This is a genomic window from Tabrizicola sp., from assembly GCF_031377265.1.
Lineage (GTDB): Bacteria > Pseudomonadota > Alphaproteobacteria > Rhodobacterales > Rhodobacteraceae > JAUYQR01.
Genome location: NZ_JANMET010000164.1, coordinates 1 through 17,102, shown reverse-complemented (window position 1 = coordinate 17,102; position 17,102 = coordinate 1). Strand labels below are relative to the sequence as shown.

Genomic DNA, 17,102 nt, shown 5'->3' with positions numbered 1-17,102 from the left:
ATATCGGCTCCATGCCCGGCAAGATCATCCAGAACCTGAAAAAGGCCAAGACCACCAACCCGCTGATCCTTCTGGATGAAATTGACAAGATGGGTCAGGATTTCCGGGGCGATCCGGCGTCAGCACTGCTCGAGGTGCTGGACCCGGAACAGAACAACACGTTCGTGGACCACTATCTTGAGGTGGAATACGATCTGTCCAACGTGATGTTCATCACCACGGCGAATTCCTACAACATGCCATCGCCATTGCTCGACCGGATGGAGATCATCCCGCTGGCCGGCTATACCGAGGACGAAAAGCGCGAGATCGCCAAGGGCCATCTGATCGACAAGCAGACCGTGGGTCACGGGCTGAAAAAGGGTGAGTTCAAGATTACCGATGCAGCACTGCAGGAAATGATCCGCACCTATACCCGTGAGGCGGGCGTGCGGAACCTGGAGCGTGAGATCGCGAAACTGGCCCGCAAGGCGGTGACGCAGATTGTCAGCAAGAAAGCGAAGGCGGTCGAAGTGACGCCGGAAAACCTGGAAAGCTTCCTCGGGGTGAAGCGCTATCGCTATGGTCTGGCCGAGAAGGAAGATCAGGTTGGCGTGGTGACAGGCCTTGCCTGGACCTCTGTTGGCGGCGATCTCTTGCAGATCGAGGCGTTGCGCCTGCCCGGCAAGGGCCGGATGAAGACCACCGGCAAGCTGGGCGACGTGATGAAGGAATCGATCGACGCGGCGGCCTCGTATGTCCGTTCGATCAGCCCGTCGATCGGGGTCAAGCCGACGAAGTTCGAAACGATGGACATCCATGTCCACGTGCCGGATGGGGCGACGCCGAAGGACGGTCCTTCTGCGGGTCTGGCGATGGTGACATCGATTGTGTCGGTGCTGACCGGGATTCCTGTCCGCAAGGACATCGCGATGACTGGCGAGGTCAGCTTGCGTGGCAACGCGATGCCGATTGGCGGCTTGAAGGAAAAGCTGCTGGCGGCGCTGCGTGGCGGGATCAAGACGGTCTTCATCCCGGAAGAGAACGAGAAGGACCTGGCCGAGATCCCCGATACCGTGAAGTCGGGCCTGACCATCATCCCGGTCACCCATGTGCGCGAAGTTCTGGCCCAGGCGCTGGTGCGTCAGCCCGAACCGATTGACTGGGACGAGGCCGCCGAAGAAGCGGCCGCGGCGGCCAGATCCTCTGGGTCGGCGCCGCCGGCTCAGATCGCGCATTGAGCGCAACGAGATGAGAAAGGCGCGCCAGTTCGGCGCGCCTTTTTCTTGCAGCCGTCGACGCACCGGACGCTGGATCGTTATCGGCGGCCTGCTTTCCGTCGGCGAAGTTCGGAGAGTGGGGTGGTGCATCTGGCAGTTGCCGACCGCCGAACGGCTCAGACCTCAGCGAGGCGCTTAGAGAATACCACGGTAGCCGAATAGAGCTTGGATTTATCTGACGTCTGCGGTTAGACACTTGGTCATAGATTTGAAGAGGGATGAAGTCCAAATGCCACCCCGCGCGCCCAAAGAACCTGACTTGAAACTCGTTGAAAAGCCCGCAACCAAGGCCAAGGCCGCCCCAAAGCGGGTGTCGGCTGCCTCCGGTAAAGCGACAAAGCCGGCTCCAAAGCCTGCCGCAGAACGGGCAAAGCAAACCGCTGAACCGGTAACACCTTCAGCGATGCTGAAGCTGCCGGGTCTGGTGGACGCTGTGGCTTCGGCACTTGGTGGCAAGAAGAAAGACGCCAAGCTGGCCGTCGAAGTGACACTGGCCGAACTTGCAGCAGCCTTGCGGCGCGGCGATGGTCTGATGTTGCCACCACTTGGGCGGGCGCGGGTGGTGAAGTCCGCCGAAAAGGACGGAAGTTCTACACTGACGGTGAAGCTTCGGCTTGCCGATGCCGGTGCCGAGAAGGTCAAGCCCGTTGGCGGCAAAGGCAAGAAACAGGCTCTTGCGGTCGACGGCGAGGATAGTTAGAAGCCCCGCCAACGGGAGATTAGCTCAGCGGTAGAGCGCTTCGTTCACATCGAAGATGTCAGCGGTTCAAATCCGTTATCTCCCACCATTATCGCAAAAGAGCGTGCCGTCCGTGGCGCGCTTTTTTTGTTTTTGGCGGTCCTGCATGACGCTTTCCCGGCATCCCGTATCGGCGGCACGCAGATATGGCCCCAGGCGGCATTCCACCGCTTGCCAATGCCGCCCGCCTCGGTGTAAGCCGCGTTCTGCGGGCGGTTAGCTCAGTTGGTAGAGCGTCTCGTTTACACCGAGAATGTCGGGGGTTCGAGTCCCTCACCGCCCACCATGCCTTTGGCGCGAAGCCGGGCTGTGGTGTGCAGCCGCCGGGATCGCGGCATTTCCCATTTGGCATAGCTCATCTGTGCACAGACCCCGCGCGAAAACGGGGGACTGATATTCGCCTCGCCCGGTATTATGTTGGGTGCAAAGGAGATCGCCATGAGTTGGAACCCCGCGCTGGACCCTACCATCCCGATCGGTGATGCGGTTGATGCGATCAAAACTGTGATCGTGCCCCGCGCCCGCGATCTTGGGGGCTTTGAGGTGCGCCGTGCGCTGCCTTCGGCCGCCCGACAGATGGTTGGGCCGTTCATCTTTTTCGACCAGATCGGTCCGGCCGAGTTTCTGACCGGGCAGGGCGTCGATGTGCGCCCGCATCCGCATATCGGCCTCGGCACGGTGACCTATCTGTTGCAGGGCCGTCTGCACCATCGCGACAGCCTTGGCACCGACCAGTGGATCGAACCCGGTGCGGTGAACTGGATGAAGGCCGGCTGGGGGATCACCCATTCCGAACGCACCGATGGCCCGGTGCGCCAGACCGGACAGACGATGTTCGGGCTACAGACCTGGTTGGCGCTGCCAACCGCGCGCGAGGATGATCCGGCCGAGTTTGTACACACGCCGGAAGCAAAGCTTCCGGTGCTGGAGGGCGAAGGCAAGGTGGTGCGGCTGATCCTTGGCAATGCCTGGGGTGAGGCGGCCCCGATGCCGACGCCATCGGAAATGTTTTACGCCGATGCGACGCTGGGGCCGAATGCAGCCTTGCCACTGCCGGACAATCACGAGGATCGCGGTGTCTACATCCTGCAGGGCGAGGTCAAAGTTGGCGGCCAGACCTTCCCCACGGGGCAGATGCTGATCTGCCGCCCCGGCGACCGGATCAGTGTCAGGGCAGGGGCTGCGGGGGCGCGGATCATGCTGCTGGGTGGGGCCACGATGGACGGGCCGCGCTTTATCTGGTGGAACTTTGTCGCCTCGTCCCGCGACCGGATCGCTGCCGCGAAAGAGGCGTGGCGGGCGGGGGATTGGGCGCATGGCCGCTTCAAGCTGCCCCCGGCTGACGATGCGGAGTTCATTCCCGCGCCGGAGGTCTGAAAAACGCGCGCGCCCCATTGACGGCGCGCACCCCCTTGCGTAAGACGGCGCACGTTCGGGAGGCACCTTCCGAGCAGCGAGATGCGCGGTGGTAGCTCAGTTGGTTAGAGTACCGGCCTGTCACGCCGGGGGTCGCGGGTTCGAGCCCCGTCCACCGCGCCAATCTCCCTCTCTCGGGTGCCGATGAATGACAATCCTGCGCGGTGGTAGCTCAGTTGGTTAGAGTACCGGCCTGTCACGCCGGGGGTCGCGGGTTCGAGCCCCGTCCACCGCGCCAGATTGTCTTTCGAACGGTCCCCAAATCGGTGTCCACGCGTGGACAAGACTCGTAGTCCTGCAAGATCAATGGCTTGGAATTTCGAGTTCAGGTTTCGTTAACGCTTGCCCGATGCGGTTCGCGCGGGCCGCTGAGCGGCAGCCGGTAGCGGATATGGCCATCCGACTTCACATAGCTGTCGTAGAGCGCGCGGGCGCGGGTATTGTCCTCGTTGGTGTGCCAATAGAGGCGGCTCCATCCCTTTGCGGCGGCGAGGGCGATCAGATCGTCGAGCAGCGCCCGCCCGGCGCCAAGGCCGCGCGCGTCCGGGGCGACGAACAGGTCTTCGAGATAGCAATCCTCGGTCGCGGCCCAAGTTGACGGGTGGTGCAGATGGATGGCAAAGCCGATCACCCGCTCATCGCTGAGCGCCAGCCGCGCCTTGACGGGCGATACGGGGTTGATCAGCCGCGCCCAAGTGGCGGCGGTGACGTGGGCCGCAAGGTCCACGTCGTAGAACGCAAGGTATTGCGCCCAGAGCGTCTGCCATGCCGCCGCATCGCCGGGTGTTGCGTCGCGGATGATCATTGCAACCGTGCCAGAACACGCGCCCAGGACCGGATGCCCTTGTGAAAGCTTTCCAGATCGTATTTTTCGTTCGGCGAATGGATCTGGTCATCATCGCGGCCAAAGCCGATCAACATCGCATCCATGCCAAGATAAGTCTTGAAATACCCCGCGATCGGGATTGATCCGCCGGCACCGATGAAGGCGGCGGGAATGGCCCACTCCTCGCTCAAGGCCTGCCGCGCCGCTTCGAATGCGGGGTCGGCGATGGACATGACCGACGCGGGGCTGCCCTCGATCGCGTCGTGCCATTCGATGCGGCAATCGGCGGGCAGTTGTGCCTCGGCCCAGGCGCGGAAGGCGGTGAGGATCTTCACCGGGTCCTGGTTCGACACCAGACGGAAGCTGACCTTGGCATTGGCCTCGGCGGGCAGCACGGTCTTGAAGCCGGCCCCGGTATAGCCACCCCAGATGCCGTTCACCTCGGCGGTGGGGCGCGACCAGATCGCCTCAAGCGGGGTGCGGTCCGTCTCGCCCGCCGGGACCGACAGCCCGACATCGCCAAGATAGCGCGCATGGTCGAACGCGAGGCGCTGCCATTGCTGGCGCAGCGCATCGGGCAGTTCGGCCACATCATCATAAAATCCCGGAACCTGCACCCGGCCGCTGGCATCGTGCAGGCCGGACAGAATGCGCGTCAGCACATGGATCGGGTTGCGCGCGAGGCCGCCGTACATGCCGGAATGCAGATCGCGCGTGGCGGCATGCAGGGTAAATTCGGATTTCGCCAGCCCGCGCAGCATGGTGGTGACGGCAGGGGTGCGGCCTTCGAACATGCCGGTGTCACAGATCAGCGCGAGATCGGCGCGCAGTTCGGCGGCGTTTTGCTGCAGGAACGGGATCAGGGATGGGGAACCGGATTCCTCCTCCCCCTCCAGAAAGATGGTCAGCTTGCCGGGCAGGCTGCCATGCACGGCTTTCCAGGCGCGGCACGCCTCAAGGAACGTCATCAGCTGGCCTTTGTCATCGGATGCGCCGCGCGCGCGAATGACGCGGCCTTTGGGCGTATCCTGCAGTTCGGGATCAAACGGGTCGCGGTCCCAGAGATTAAGCGGATCAACGGGTTGCACATCGTAGTGGCCATAGAACAGCAGGTGTTTCGCGCCTGCGCCACCGTGCCCGACAACCATCGGATGGCCCGGCGTCGGGCGCGAGCTTGCGTCAAAGCCCAGGGTTTTCAGGTCTTCGACCAGCCAGTCGGCAGCCTTGGCGCAATCGGCCTTGTAGGCCGGATCGGTGGAGATCGAGGGGATGCGCAGGAGCGCCATCAGCCGCTCCAGCGCCTCGGGCAGGGTGTCGTCGATGCGGGTCAGCACGGCGTCGAGGGTCATCGCTCTCTCCCAAATGTGATCGGGAACAAGCCTATCAGGCGGCGGGGGACTGTCCATAGCGCGCGACTTGCGCTATGCGCTGGCCGGACAAAAGTGGCGGAAAACGGGGATGGCCATGGTGGCGAAAGCGGGACTGCTGATGGCGTTGGTTGCCGGGGCAGGGGTTGCGTTGGCGGGGATCGCGGGGGCCGAGGAGGTTCCGGTGGAAACCAGCATGCTTGGCGCATCGGCGATCACGCTGCATCTGCATCCGTTCCTGACCGAGGAAGAACTGACCACGCTGCGGCTGGTGATGACCAACGAACAGGCGCTGTCGCTGTTTGTGCCGGGCAAGGCGGGGTTTGCGGCGTTGGCGATGTCGCCCGATGACGGGTTCATCCGCGCGGGCGCACCGATGGGGTCGGCGATTGCGGTGGGCGATCTGCCGGATGCCGAAGCCGCGCGCACTGCGGCGCTGACGGCCTGCGAGGGTGCCAAGCAAGGGGCGGCACCCTGCGTGACGGTACTGGAAATCGCGCCAGCGCCATGAGCGGGCGCGACACTTCGCCCCCTTGGCGCGGGGGCACGGTTGACGCAGGTCAAGGCCGCGCCGGGACCGATCTGACACAGCTGTCCCAGCAAGGACACCGGAGACGTTGATGAGCTACGATACCGCACTCGACACCGCATTGCAGCGCCTGCACGACGAAGGCCGCTACCGGACATTCATCGACATCGAGCGGCGGCGCGGCCAGTTTCCGCATGCCGTGTGGCGGCGGCCTGACGGGACCGAAAAGGACATCACCGTCTGGTGCGGCAACGATTATCTTGGCATGGGGCAGCACCCGGAGGTGCTTGCCGCGATGCACGAGGCGCTGGAGGCGACCGGCGCGGGTTCAGGCGGCACGCGCAACATCAGCGGCACCACGGTTTATCACCGGCGGCTGGAGGCCGAGCTTGCCGATCTGCATGGCAAGCCTGCAGCCCTGCTGTTCACCAGCGCCTACATCGCCAACGACGCGACACTGTCAACGCTGCGCCAGGTGTTTCCGGGGCTGATCATCTATTCCGACGCGCTGAACCATGCCAGCATGATCGAGGGGGTGCGGCGCGGCGGCGGCGAAAAGCGGATCTTCCGGCACAATGACGTGGCGCATCTGCGCGCATTGCTGGCGGCGGATGACCCGGCGGCACCAAAGCTGATCGCGTTCGAATCGATCTATTCGATGGATGGCGACTTTGGCCCGATCAAGGGGATCTGCGATCTGGCCGAGGAGTTTGGCGCGCTGACCTATCTGGACGAGGTGCATGCCGTCGGCATGTACGGCCCGCGCGGCGCGGGCGTGGCGGAACGCGATGGCCAGATGCAGCGAATCGACATCATCAACGGCACGCTGGCCAAGGCTTACGGGGTGTTCGGCGGCTATATTGCTGCAACTGCGAAGATGGTGGATGCGGTGCGCAGCTATGCGCCGGGATTTATCTTCACCACCTCGTTGCCACCGGCGGTGGCAGCCGGTGCGGCGGCGTCGGTGCGGGTGCTGAAAACCGCCCAGCATTTGCGCGATGCGCATCAGACCAAGGCCCGGATTCTGAAACTGCGGCTGAAGGGGCTGGGGCTGCCGATCATCGACCATGGGTCACATATTGTGCCGGTGCATGTCGGCAACCCCATCCATTGCAAGCTGCTGTCGGACATGCTGCTGGAAACCTATGGCATCTACGTGCAGCCGATCAACTTTCCAACGGTGCCGCGCGGCACTGAACGGCTGCGCTTTACCCCCTCGCCTGTACACGACGCTGCGGCCATCGATCAGCTGATCAAAGCGATGGATGCGTTGTGGAGCCAATGTGCGCTGAATCGCGCCGAGGGGGTTGCCTGACCCATGTCGCAAGTGCAAAAGCCCTTGCCCTGTGCTAGCGTTTCACCAATAGACAGGCCAGTGAGTCGTTTGGGAAGGCGATTCATGGGACAAAAGGCACCGAGGGGACAGAGCGCGCATGATCGGTTGGAGGTCTAAACCTTCGACGACCGGAGAAGAAAAGCCCAAAGGGTTTGACGACTTCGAGTTGCGACTGGGCGATGTGATGCGCGGAGAACGTGCAACGCTTGGCAAGTCGTTGCTGGACGTTCAGCGCGAACTGAAGATCAAAGCCACCTATATCGCCGCCATCGAAAATGCCGATATTTCGGCCTTTGAAACGCCTGGCTTCGTGGCAGGCTATGTGCGGTCCTATGCCCGTTATCTGGCGATGGACGCCGATTGGGCGTTCGAGCGGTTCTGTGCGGAGGCCGGTTTTGCGGTGGCGCATGGCATGTCGGCATCGGCCTCGCCGCAGCGCATCATCAAGGCCCGGGCGCGGGCTGACTATTCTGATCCTCTGGCCAACCCGAATGCCACGTTTGTGCCGCGCGGCGAAAGCGTGATGTCGCAAGTGCAGCCCGGTGCCGTCGGGTCGGTTGCGGTGCTGGTCGCGTTGATCGTGGCCATCGGATATGGTGGCTGGTCGGTGTTGCAAGAGGTGCAGCGCGTGCAACTGGCCCCGGTTGACCAAGCGCCGAATGTCGTGGCCCAGATCGACCCGTTGCAAGGCGCAGGCGTTGCGGCGCCGCAAATCGTGGCCGCCCAAACCGATGCGACAGTGGATATCGCGATGGCGGACGGGACGCAGTCAACCGATGTGATGGACCGGCTGTATCGCCCGCAGGCACTTGACGTGCCGGTGCTAACCTCGCGCGACGGGCCGATTTCGGCGATCAACCCGCGCGAAACCGGGGTGCTGGCGGCACTGGAAGGCGGGGCTGCGGCAGAACCCGCAAGCGAGGTTCTGCAAGTGGTTGCGGCAGTGCAGCCGGGGGTGGAGCTGTTGGCGGTGCGCCCGGCGTGGGTGCGGGTCAATGCGGCGGATGGCACTGTGCTGTTTGAAAAGATCCTCGATGCAGGCGAGCGGTACAGCGTGCCGTCGCTGGAAGAAGCCGCAGTTTTCCGGACGGGAAATTCCGGATCGGTCTATTTCCTGGTCAACGGCGTCACCTACGGCCCGGCTGCACCGGGCGCGAATGTGATCAAGGACATCGCCCTGTCGCCCGAGGCGGTGATGCAGAGCTTTGCGCAGGCGGACCCGGCAGCCGATGATGACCTGGCCCGGTTCAACACCGCTGATGCCAGCGATGTTGCCGCACCGATCGCGGCACCCGCAGATTAATTCTGTAACATCTGTCTGACGGTACACGGCAAGCGGTTGCTGCGCGCGGCGCGGCGATCTATCTTCTGGTCAAGCTTTAGTGGAGACTTGGCCCCATGTCGCACAACCCAATTCGTCCCTGGCGCAACATCCAGCGCCGCGTGTCGCGTCAGATCAGCGTGGGCAAGGTGCTGGTCGGTGGCGATGCGCCGATCTCGGTGCAGACGATGACCAACACGCTGACCACCGATGTCGCAGCGACGATCGAACAGATCCAGCGCTGCGCGGTGGCCGGGGCCGATATCGTGCGGGTGTCCACCCCGGATGAGGCGAGCACGCGGGCGCTGCGCGAGATTGTGGCCGAAAGCCCGGTTCCGATCGTGGCGGATATCCATTTCCATTACAAACGCGCGATTGAGGCCGCCGAAGCGGGTGCGGCCTGCCTGCGCATCAACCCCGGCAACATCGGCGATGCGCGGCGGGTGCGCGAGGTGGTCAAGGCGGCCAAAGACCACGGCTGTTCGATCCGGATCGGGGTGAATGCCGGGTCGCTGGAGCGGCATCTGTTGGAAAAATACGCCGAGCCGTGCCCGGAAGCGATGGTCGAGTCTGCGCTGGATCACATCAAGCTGCTGCAGGACAACGATTTTCATGAATTCAAGATCTCGGTGAAAGCGTCGGATGTGTTTCTGGCGGCGGCGGCCTATCAGCAACTGGCCGACGCAACGGACGCGCCGATCCATCTGGGCATCACCGAGGCGGGCGGACTTACGTCAGGCACGGTGAAATCGGCCATCGGTCTGGGCAACCTGTTGTGGATGGGGATTGGCGACACGATCCGGGTGTCGCTGTCGGCTGATCCGGTGGAAGAGGTGAAGGTCGGGTTCGAGATCCTGAAATCGCTGGGGCTGCGGCACCGGGGGGTGACGATCATTTCCTGCCCAAGCTGCGCGCGGCAGGGGTTTGACGTGATCAAGACCGTCACGGCGCTGGAGGAGCGGCTGGCGCATATCACCACCTCGATGAGCCTGTCGATCATCGGCTGCGTGGTGAACGGGCCGGGTGAGGCGCTGATGACCGATATCGGCTTTACTGGTGGGGGCGCGGGCAAGGGGATGGTGTATCTGGCCGGCAAGCAAAGCCACACCATGGGCAACGAGCGGATGGTGGACCACATTGTCGAGCTGGTGGAAAAGAAGGCCGCCGAGCTGGACGCGGCGGCTGAAGCGGCAGAGTAGGATCAGTACCCCCGCGCCATGAAGGCCGCGATGGGTGCGATGGCAAGAAACGCGAGTTTCGCTTTAAGATAGCCGCGCAAGCGTTTGATCATGCGATGATTTGCATGAAAGTAATTGTTGTTTTCGGTGGCGCGCAATGACCTTAGATCGGCAAATGCCGGCGGCAGGCCGAGCAGGGTAACCGCTGCCAGCGCGGCCATCTTGATCCTCAGCCGGGTCGAGGTTTGGTAGTAGTCCCAGCCCTTTTGGACTATAGGTGCGTGCAATTCAGACCAGAACAAGCACCCTGCAGGCAAGATCGATGCGCCCGAGGCACTGGTGCACGGGTTGGCGATGCTGCGGCTGGCGGGGCGGGGCTTCAGCGATCAGCCAGCGCGTTCGCTGGCGACGATTTTCTGCATGTCATCGAGCGGCGCGTAGCCGCGCAACATCGTGCCGTCGATCACGAATGTAGGGGTGCCGGTGATGTCCATGGTCTCGGCCAGCCTGTAGTTCGCCAAGATCACGGCCTTCACTTCTTCGGTAGCCATCTTTTCAAGGATCGGGGCGGGGTCGTGACCCAGATCGGCGGCAAGCCGGGTCAGGGTTTCCGCCGTCGGATCGCCGCGCAGGGCGACCAGCGCGTTATGAGCCGCCTTGTAGGCATCGTCGCCATGCAGCATCCGCACTGCTATGGCGAACTTCGACGAAACCATGGAACCGTCGCCAAGGATCGGGAATTCCTTGATCACGTAACGGATATTGCCATCTGCCTTGACCAAGGCGTTCACCTCTTCATGGGCCTTGCGGCAATAGCCGCAGCGGTAATCCATGAATTCGACCACGGTCACATCGCCATCCGGATTGCCGCCGACCCAATCGCCGGGGCTTTTGAAGATTGCATCGGTATTTGCCTGCACCAAGGCGGCATCGCGCAGTTCGGCGGCGGCGGCCTCGCGCTCTTCCAACACGGCCATGGCTTCGGTGATGACTTCAGGATTTTCCAGAAGATAGGCCCGGACTTCGGCGCGAAAGGCATCACGCTCTTCGGGGCTCATCTCGCCCAGACCACCCGCAAGGGCTGCGGTGGAAAAGACGGCGGCGGCAAGGCCAAGGACGAGGCGGCGCATGGACAGCTCCCTGAAGAGATTGGCGCGGTTGCGCGCCGGACCATAGGTTGCACTGGCGCGAAAGATCAAGTCGGGGCTTTGCTGCCACCGGCCCGGTCCCCGAATTGTGATCTTGGCCCGGCACCCGCGATCCGAATTTACATTTCGCGGCGAAGCGGGAATACACTGTACGGATGAACTGCAATTCCCACTTTTCAACCAAAATACGGCGGGTCTGGGCCGCCATTCTGATCTGCTTGGCGGCCTTTCCGGCTGGCGCGCAGGATCTTTCGGCGTTGGCGCGGTTTGATCCGGCGGCGTCTTCGATCACTGCGCGCGCCGATGGGGCGGATGTGGTGCTGACGATCAGTCAATCGGTGCCGTGGCGGGTTCGGCTGCTGGACCGGCCGCCGCGGCTGATCCTTGATGTGCGCGAAGTGGATTGGTCGGGCATTGCCAACATGCCACTGCCGAAGGGGGCGGTGACCGGGCTGCGCGCAGGGGTGTTTCGGCCCGGCTGGTCACGGCTGGTGATGGATCTTTCGGGGCCGCATCTGGTGAGCCTGTCGGAGATGAGCACATCGGCGACCGGCGCGCAGATCCGGTTGAGCCTGAGCGCGACGGATCCAGGCAGTTTTGCGGCGGCGGCGCTTTTGGCCGAGCCGCCGGAATGGGCAGCGCCCGACGCAGCCGCCCTGCCGACCCCGGCGCGCCGTGGTGCCGGGCCGATCGTGGTGGTGCTGGACCCCGGCCATGGTGGGATCGATCCGGGCGCGGAACAGGGCGGGTTGAATGAGGCAGACCTGATGCTGACCTTCGCGCGCGATCTGAAGGACCTGCTGGTGCGCAATGGTCGCTTTACCGTGGTGATGACCCGCGAAGAGGATGTTTTCGTGCCACTGGAGACGCGGATCAGCCTTGCGCGGGATGCCGGCGCCGATCTGTTCCTGTCGCTGCACGCCGATGCCTTGGCCGAGGGCGAGGCGCAGGGGGCGACCGTCTATACCCTGTCGGAAGAGGCGTCGGACGCGGCGTCCGAGGCGCTGGCCGAGCGGCATGACCGCGACGATCTGCTGGCCGGGATCGACCTGACCGATCAGGATGATCTGGTGGCCGAAGTGCTGATGGACATGGCGCGCACTGAAACCACGCCGCGGACCGACCGGTTGGCCGATGCAATCGTGGCTTCGATCAAGGCGGCGGAAGTGCGCATGCACCGCCACCCGCGCCAGTCCGCCGGGTTTTCGGTGTTGAAATCGCCGGATATTCCGTCGGTCCTGCTGGAGGTGGGGTTTCTGTCTTCGTCGCGGGATCTGAAGCGGATCATCGATCCGAAATGGCGCGGGCGGATGGCCGAGGCGATCCTGAAGGGCATCCTGAAGTGGTCTGAAGAGGATACCGCGTTGCGCGGCGTGACGGGACCATAGGCCAAAGCGAAGTATCGCTTCCGTGATCGGGGGTGCGGCTCCAAGGTTTTGACGTGCGGGCGCGTCTGGTATACTGGAGGCAGGGCAAACCACGGGAGTGTCGGGTGCTCAGATTCATCGGTTCGGTTTTGGGCGGGCTGTTCACCACGGTGACCTTGGGGCTGCTGTTTGCGGCGCTGACGGTAGGTGGAATTTTCCACATGTACGCCAGTGACTTGCCCAGCCACGAAAACCTTGCCCAATACACCCCGCCGACGATCAGCCGGATTTATTCCGGTGAGGGCCGGGTGATCGACGAATTCGCCAAGGAACGCCGGTTGTTCGTGGCCAGCGAGGATATTCCCGACCTGGTGAAGGATGCCTTCATCTCGGCCGAAGACAAGAATTTCTACACCCACCACGGCTATGACACCCGCGGCATCGTGGCAGCAGTGATCGAAGCGGTGAAGTCGCGCGGCGGCAGCATGCGCGGGGCCTCGACCATCACGCAGCAGGTGATGAAGAACTTCCTTCTGGACGGCAGCCGGTCGATCGAGCGGAAGATCAAGGAGATCATCCTGGCGACGCGGCTAGAAGACACGCTGTCAAAGGACAAAATCCTGGAATTGTACCTGAATGAGATTTTCCTTGGGAAGAACTCGTACGGGGTGGCGGCAGCGGCGCAGACCTATTTCAACAAACCGCTGTCGGCACTTGCGCCGCATGAGGCGGCGATGCTGGCATCGATGCCGCAAGCGCCAAGCAAATACGACCCGGTGACGGCGAAAGAGCGGGTGACCGAACGGCGCAACTATGTGCTGCGCGAGATGTGGCAGAACGGCTATATCGACGAGGCGACCTACCGGTCGGAAAAGGAACAGCCGCTGCGCAGTGTGCAGAATGGCGATTTCGAGGCGTTCCGCGAGGCGCTGCCACCGCGCGGTTATTTCACCGATGAAATCCGCCGCCAGCTCTCGGGCACCTTTGGCGAGGAGGAGTTCTTTTCCGGCGGTCTGACCATTCGCGCCACTGTAGACCCCGATCTGCAAGACGCCGCTGCCGCCGCGCTGCGCGCCGAGTTGGAAAAGTATGACCGGGGTCAGGGCGTCTGGCGCGGCACCGGCCAGATAATCGCGACGGACCAGCTTGGCTCCGAGGAAAGCTGGCGTGCGGCTTTGGCAAAGCTGGAACTGCCGCGTGACGTGGCAGCGTGGTTTCCCGCCGTGGTGCTGGAGCTGGGCGACAGTTCGGCCCGGCTCGGCATTGAAGGCGTGGTCGAAGACGAGGATGGCCACTTCATTCCCGCCGAAGATGTGACCTGGGCCCGCAAGCGGCTTGCCGATGGCGAGTTGGGCAAAAAGGCCAAGGTGCCGGGCGATCTGGTGGCGGTGGGCGACGTGGTTCTGGTGCGCGCCGTGACCAACGAGGACGGTACATTCAACCGCTGGTCGCTGCGTCAGGTGCCCGAAGTGCAGGGCGCGTTCATGGCGATGGACGTGAACACCGGCCGGGTTCTGGCAATGCAGGGCGGGTTCAGCTATCAGGAGTCGGTGTTCAACCGCACCACCCAGGCGACGCGGCAGCCCGGCTCCAGCTTCAAGCCGTTTGTCTATGCGGCGGCGCTGGACAGCGGCTTTACCCCCGCCACCATCGTGGTCGACGCGCCGATCGAGATTGACACCCCGCAAGGTCTGTGGACGCCGAAAAACGCGTCGAACAAGTACTACGGTCCGGCGCCGCTGCGGACCGGGATCGAGCAGTCGCGCAACCTGATGACCATCCGCATCGCACAGGAAATCGGGATGCGCACTGTGGCCGGCTATGCCGAACGCTTTGGCGTCTATGACCGGATGAACCCGTTTCTGGCCAACGCGCTTGGCAGCCAGGAAACCACCCTGTTCAAGATGGTCGCGGCCTATGCGATGTTTGCCAATGGTGGTGAACGCGTGGAGCCGACGCTGGTCGACAGGGTGCAGGATCGTTACGGCGCCACGATTTATCGCCACGACCAAAGGATTTGCGCTGATTGCCTGGATGCCAGCGTGCCCGCAGGGCAGGGCGTGGCGATCAGTTCCAACCGCGAGCGGGTGATGAATGCGATCACCGCCTATCAGCTGACCTCGATGATGGTGGGCGTGGTGCAGCGGGGCACGGCGGCGGGCATCAACCTGCCGGTGCCGGTGGCGGGCAAGACCGGCACCACCAATGATTCCAAGGATGTCTGGTTCATCGGCTACACGTCGAACATCGCGGCCGGGTGTTACATCGGCTACGACCAGCCGCGCACCATGGCTGGGGCGTCGGGTGGTGGGTTCTGCGGCCCGGTGTTTGAAAGCTTTATGAAGACTGCGATCAAGAAATACGGCGGCGGTGAATTCAAGGTGCCGCCGGGTGGGTATTTCCTGAAGATCGACCGGTTCACCGGCCAGCAACTGCCCGATGACGCCACCGGTGAAAACGTGGTGTCGGAATACTTCCGCCAAGGCGAAGAGCCGATCTTCGGCCTTGGCGCGCTGGTCGACGGCGGCTTTGCGATGGGGTCGAACCTGCCGCTGTTCGCCTATGGCGAAACCGATGCCGGCGACGGCGGCACCACCGTCACCAATGCCACCGGAGAGACGGTCGTCGTGCCAAAGAAGGCTGACTTTGGCACCGTGGCCTCGGGCGGCCTTTACTGACACCCCGTTCGAACCATCTGACCGCGCCCTTGCCGGGGCGCGGGCTTGACGCTATGACCGCCCGCTGCCACTCCGCACGACAAACTGCAAGGACTGTTCCCGATGCGCGCAGAAACCCTCTCCAATATCGAAGCGGTCACCAAATCGCTGAAGCTTCTGGCGCAGCGGATGGATTGGGAAACCGCCCCGCACCGCCTTGAAGAATTCGACGCGATGATTGAGGCCCCCGATTTGTGGAACGATCCGGCAAAGGCGCAAAAGCTGATGCGGGAACGGCAGGCGCTGATCGATGCGCTTGGGGTGTACAAGCTGCTCGAGGCGGGCCTTAAGGATAACGTCGAACTGATCGAACTGGGCGAGGCCGAGGGCGACGCCGAGATCGTGACCGAAGCCGAGGCATCGCTGGCCGAACTGGTAAAGAACGCCGCAGCAAAGGAACTGGAGGCGCTGCTGAACGGCGAGGCGGATGGCAATGACACCTTCCTTGAGATCAATGCCGGGGCCGGGGGCACAGAAAGCTGTGACTGGGCGTCGATGCTGGCGCGGATGTATGTCCGCTGGGCGGAAAAACGTGGCTACACCGTTGAACTGCAATCGGAATCCGAAGGCGAAGGCGCGGGCATCAAGTCCGCCAGCTACAAGATTTCAGGCCGCAATGCCTATGGCTGGCTGAAGTCCGAGGCGGGGGTGCACCGGTTGGTGCGGATCAGCCCCTATGACAGTGCGGCGCGGCGCCACACGTCGTTTTCGTCGGTCTGGGTCTATCCGGTGGTGGATGACAACATCGACATCGAAGTGCTGGACAAGGACATCCGGATTGATACGTACCGATCCTCCGGGGCCGGTGGCCAGCACGTCAACAAGACCGACTCGGCGGTGCGGATCACCCACTTTCCGACCAATATCGTGGTGACATCTTCGTTGAAATCGCAGCACCAGAACCGTGACATCGCGATGAAGGCGCTGAAATCGCGGCTATATCAGCTTGAACTGGACCGCCGGAACGCGGCGATCCTTGAGGCGCATGAAAACAAGGGCGATGCGGGCTGGGGCAACCAGATCCGGTCCTACGTGCTGCAGCCCTACCAGATGGTGAAGGATCTGCGTACCGGATATGAGACGTCGGACACCGCAGGCGTGCTTGACGGCGATCTGGACGGATTCATGTCGGCGACGCTGGCGCTGAACGCGTCCGGCAAGAAGCGCGGCGATTACAGCGGCGATCTGGACTGACATCGGGAATGCCAGCCTTGCGACAGGGTCCAGGCTCAGCCTTGCTGTGTGCATCGCCGGACGGAGGTTTCCATGCGCTGCATCGCTCTTGCCCTGATTGTCCTGACGTACCCGGCCAATGCTGACATCGGCAACCGCCCGCTGCGCTGCGAGGTGGTGACCGAGGCAACGGGCTGCCAACGTGCCACCAGCATCTGGAATTTCACGCCCAGCGGCGGGATGGTGGTTCTGGGAGACACCCTGCGTATGGCCGGGACCGAGCGGCTGACCGGCCCCGACAGCACCGTCATCCTGGACATCTCGCTTGGCACTGGCGAGGTGATCGGGAAGACCGTGCTGCAGGCGCAAGACGCGGGTTTCCTTGCCACGACCTTTTCGCCCGACGGGCAGATCCTGCTGGCTGCTCTGCGACCGACCGAGGCAGAGAGCGCCGCGCCTGCGGCGGCTGAGACCGATGATGCGGGCGAAATCACGATCCGGATCTTCGACGCCACCGGCGCGCCGCTGAGCGACGCAACGGGCTACGTGCCAACGGCCATGTTTTCGGCGTTTCGCGAGAACCGACTTGTATTTCAGGAAGATCAGGTCAGCCTCGATCTGACCGACTTCCGGTCGGACGATCCGCCTGCCATCATCTCTTTGCGGTACAGTGACGGGCAGATCGGCGGGGCTGAATTGATCCCTGATGGGCAATGGCTTTACGAT

15 protein-coding genes and 4 tRNA genes are annotated in these 17,102 nt (G+C 63.1%); 15 read left to right on the top strand and 4 right to left on the bottom strand.

From position 1 onward, the window contains the following. From RMO18_RS09440 to RMO18_RS09410, 7 genes are all read left to right on the top strand, one after another. The coding region (locus tag RMO18_RS09440; protein ID WP_309665483.1) for a S16 family serine protease at positions 1-1,220 on the top strand (1,220 nt) is incomplete at its 5' end. 298 nt (positions 1,221-1,518) lie between these two features. Then, on the top strand, positions 1,519-1,959 hold the full coding sequence (locus RMO18_RS09435; protein WP_309665481.1) for an HU family DNA-binding protein: 441 nt from the start codon (positions 1,519-1,521) through the stop codon (positions 1,957-1,959). Positions 1,960-1,972: 13 nt separating this feature from the next. Beyond that, positions 1,973-2,047, top strand: a tRNA-Val gene (locus tag RMO18_RS09430). Positions 2,048-2,208: 161 nt separating this feature from the next. Further along, positions 2,209-2,284 (top strand) — tRNA-Val (locus RMO18_RS09425). Positions 2,285-2,436: 152 nt separating this feature from the next. Continuing rightward, a complete protein-coding gene (locus RMO18_RS09420) occupies positions 2,437-3,375 on the top strand; it encodes a pirin family protein (protein ID WP_309665480.1) in 939 nt (312 codons plus the stop codon). A gap of 85 nt (positions 3,376-3,460) precedes the next feature. After that, positions 3,461-3,537, top strand: a tRNA-Asp gene (locus tag RMO18_RS09415). A 38-nt stretch (positions 3,538-3,575) separates the two neighbouring features. Then, a tRNA-Asp gene (locus tag RMO18_RS09410) sits at positions 3,576-3,652 on the top strand. 87 nt (positions 3,653-3,739) lie between these two features. On the opposite strand, the gene RMO18_RS09405 is transcribed toward RMO18_RS09410, so the two are convergent. Together RMO18_RS09405 and RMO18_RS09400 are read right to left on the bottom strand one after the other, a co-directional pair. Beyond that, positions 3,740-4,219, bottom strand: coding sequence for a GNAT family N-acetyltransferase (locus tag RMO18_RS09405; RefSeq protein ID WP_309665479.1), 480 nt, complete (start codon positions 4,217-4,219; stop codon positions 3,740-3,742). Beyond that, positions 4,216-5,589 (bottom strand): M20/M25/M40 family metallo-hydrolase, encoded by a 1,374-nt coding sequence (locus tag RMO18_RS09400; RefSeq protein ID WP_309665477.1) that lies wholly within the window; start codon positions 5,587-5,589, stop codon positions 4,216-4,218. The genes RMO18_RS09405 and RMO18_RS09400 overlap by 4 nt, the downstream gene beginning before the upstream one ends. Before the next feature lie 115 nt (positions 5,590-5,704). Between RMO18_RS09400 and RMO18_RS09395 the strand changes: the two genes are divergently transcribed. The 4 genes from RMO18_RS09395 to ispG all read left to right on the top strand — a co-directional run bounded on the left by RMO18_RS09395 (position 5,705) and on the right by ispG (position 9,992). Next, positions 5,705-6,118, top strand: a complete 414-nt coding sequence (locus tag RMO18_RS09395) for a hypothetical protein (protein ID WP_309665474.1) — start codon at positions 5,705-5,707, stop codon at positions 6,116-6,118. Positions 6,119-6,227: 109 nt separating this feature from the next. Beyond that, entirely contained in the window at positions 6,228-7,451 is a 1,224-nt protein-coding gene (gene hemA / locus RMO18_RS09390) for a 5-aminolevulinate synthase (RefSeq protein WP_309665472.1), read from the top strand. A gap of 118 nt (positions 7,452-7,569) precedes the next feature. After that, positions 7,570-8,775 carry a RodZ domain-containing protein gene (locus RMO18_RS09385; protein WP_309665470.1) on the top strand — a complete coding sequence of 402 codons (1,206 nt, stop codon included), beginning with the start codon at positions 7,570-7,572 and terminating at the stop codon, positions 8,773-8,775. Between the two features lie 95 nt (positions 8,776-8,870). Further along, positions 8,871-9,992, top strand: coding sequence for a flavodoxin-dependent (E)-4-hydroxy-3-methylbut-2-enyl-diphosphate synthase (gene ispG / locus RMO18_RS09380; RefSeq protein ID WP_309665468.1), 1,122 nt, complete (start codon positions 8,871-8,873; stop codon positions 9,990-9,992). Positions 9,993-9,994: 2 nt separating this feature from the next. On the opposite strand, the gene RMO18_RS09375 is transcribed toward ispG, so the two are convergent. Further along, positions 9,995-10,258 (bottom strand): DUF2214 family protein, encoded by a 264-nt coding sequence (locus RMO18_RS09375; RefSeq protein ID WP_309665466.1) that lies wholly within the window; start codon positions 10,256-10,258, stop codon positions 9,995-9,997. Between the two features lie 99 nt (positions 10,259-10,357). Then, complete coding sequence (locus tag RMO18_RS09370; protein WP_309665464.1) at positions 10,358-11,101, bottom strand: DsbA family protein; 744 nt, start codon at positions 11,099-11,101, stop codon at positions 10,358-10,360. A 173-nt stretch (positions 11,102-11,274) separates the two neighbouring features. On the opposite strand from RMO18_RS09370, the gene RMO18_RS09365 reads away from it, so the two are divergent. The 4 genes from RMO18_RS09365 to RMO18_RS09350 form a co-directional block, all read left to right on the top strand. Continuing rightward, positions 11,275-12,507 (top strand): N-acetylmuramoyl-L-alanine amidase, encoded by a 1,233-nt coding sequence (locus tag RMO18_RS09365; protein WP_309665463.1) that lies wholly within the window; start codon positions 11,275-11,277, stop codon positions 12,505-12,507. A 104-nt stretch (positions 12,508-12,611) separates the two neighbouring features. Next, the gene (locus RMO18_RS09360; protein ID WP_309665461.1) at positions 12,612-15,164 is read left to right on the top strand and encodes a PBP1A family penicillin-binding protein; all 2,553 of its coding nucleotides are present in this window, start codon (positions 12,612-12,614) and stop codon (positions 15,162-15,164) included. A 102-nt stretch (positions 15,165-15,266) separates the two neighbouring features. Further along, the gene (prfB, locus tag RMO18_RS09355) at positions 15,267-16,397 is read left to right on the top strand and encodes a peptide chain release factor 2 (RefSeq protein WP_309665459.1); all 1,131 of its coding nucleotides are present in this window, start codon (positions 15,267-15,269) and stop codon (positions 16,395-16,397) included. Between the two features lie 72 nt (positions 16,398-16,469). Further along, positions 16,470-17,102, top strand: a 633-nt coding sequence (locus tag RMO18_RS09350) for a hypothetical protein (protein WP_309665458.1), incomplete at its 3' end; no start/stop codon positions are given.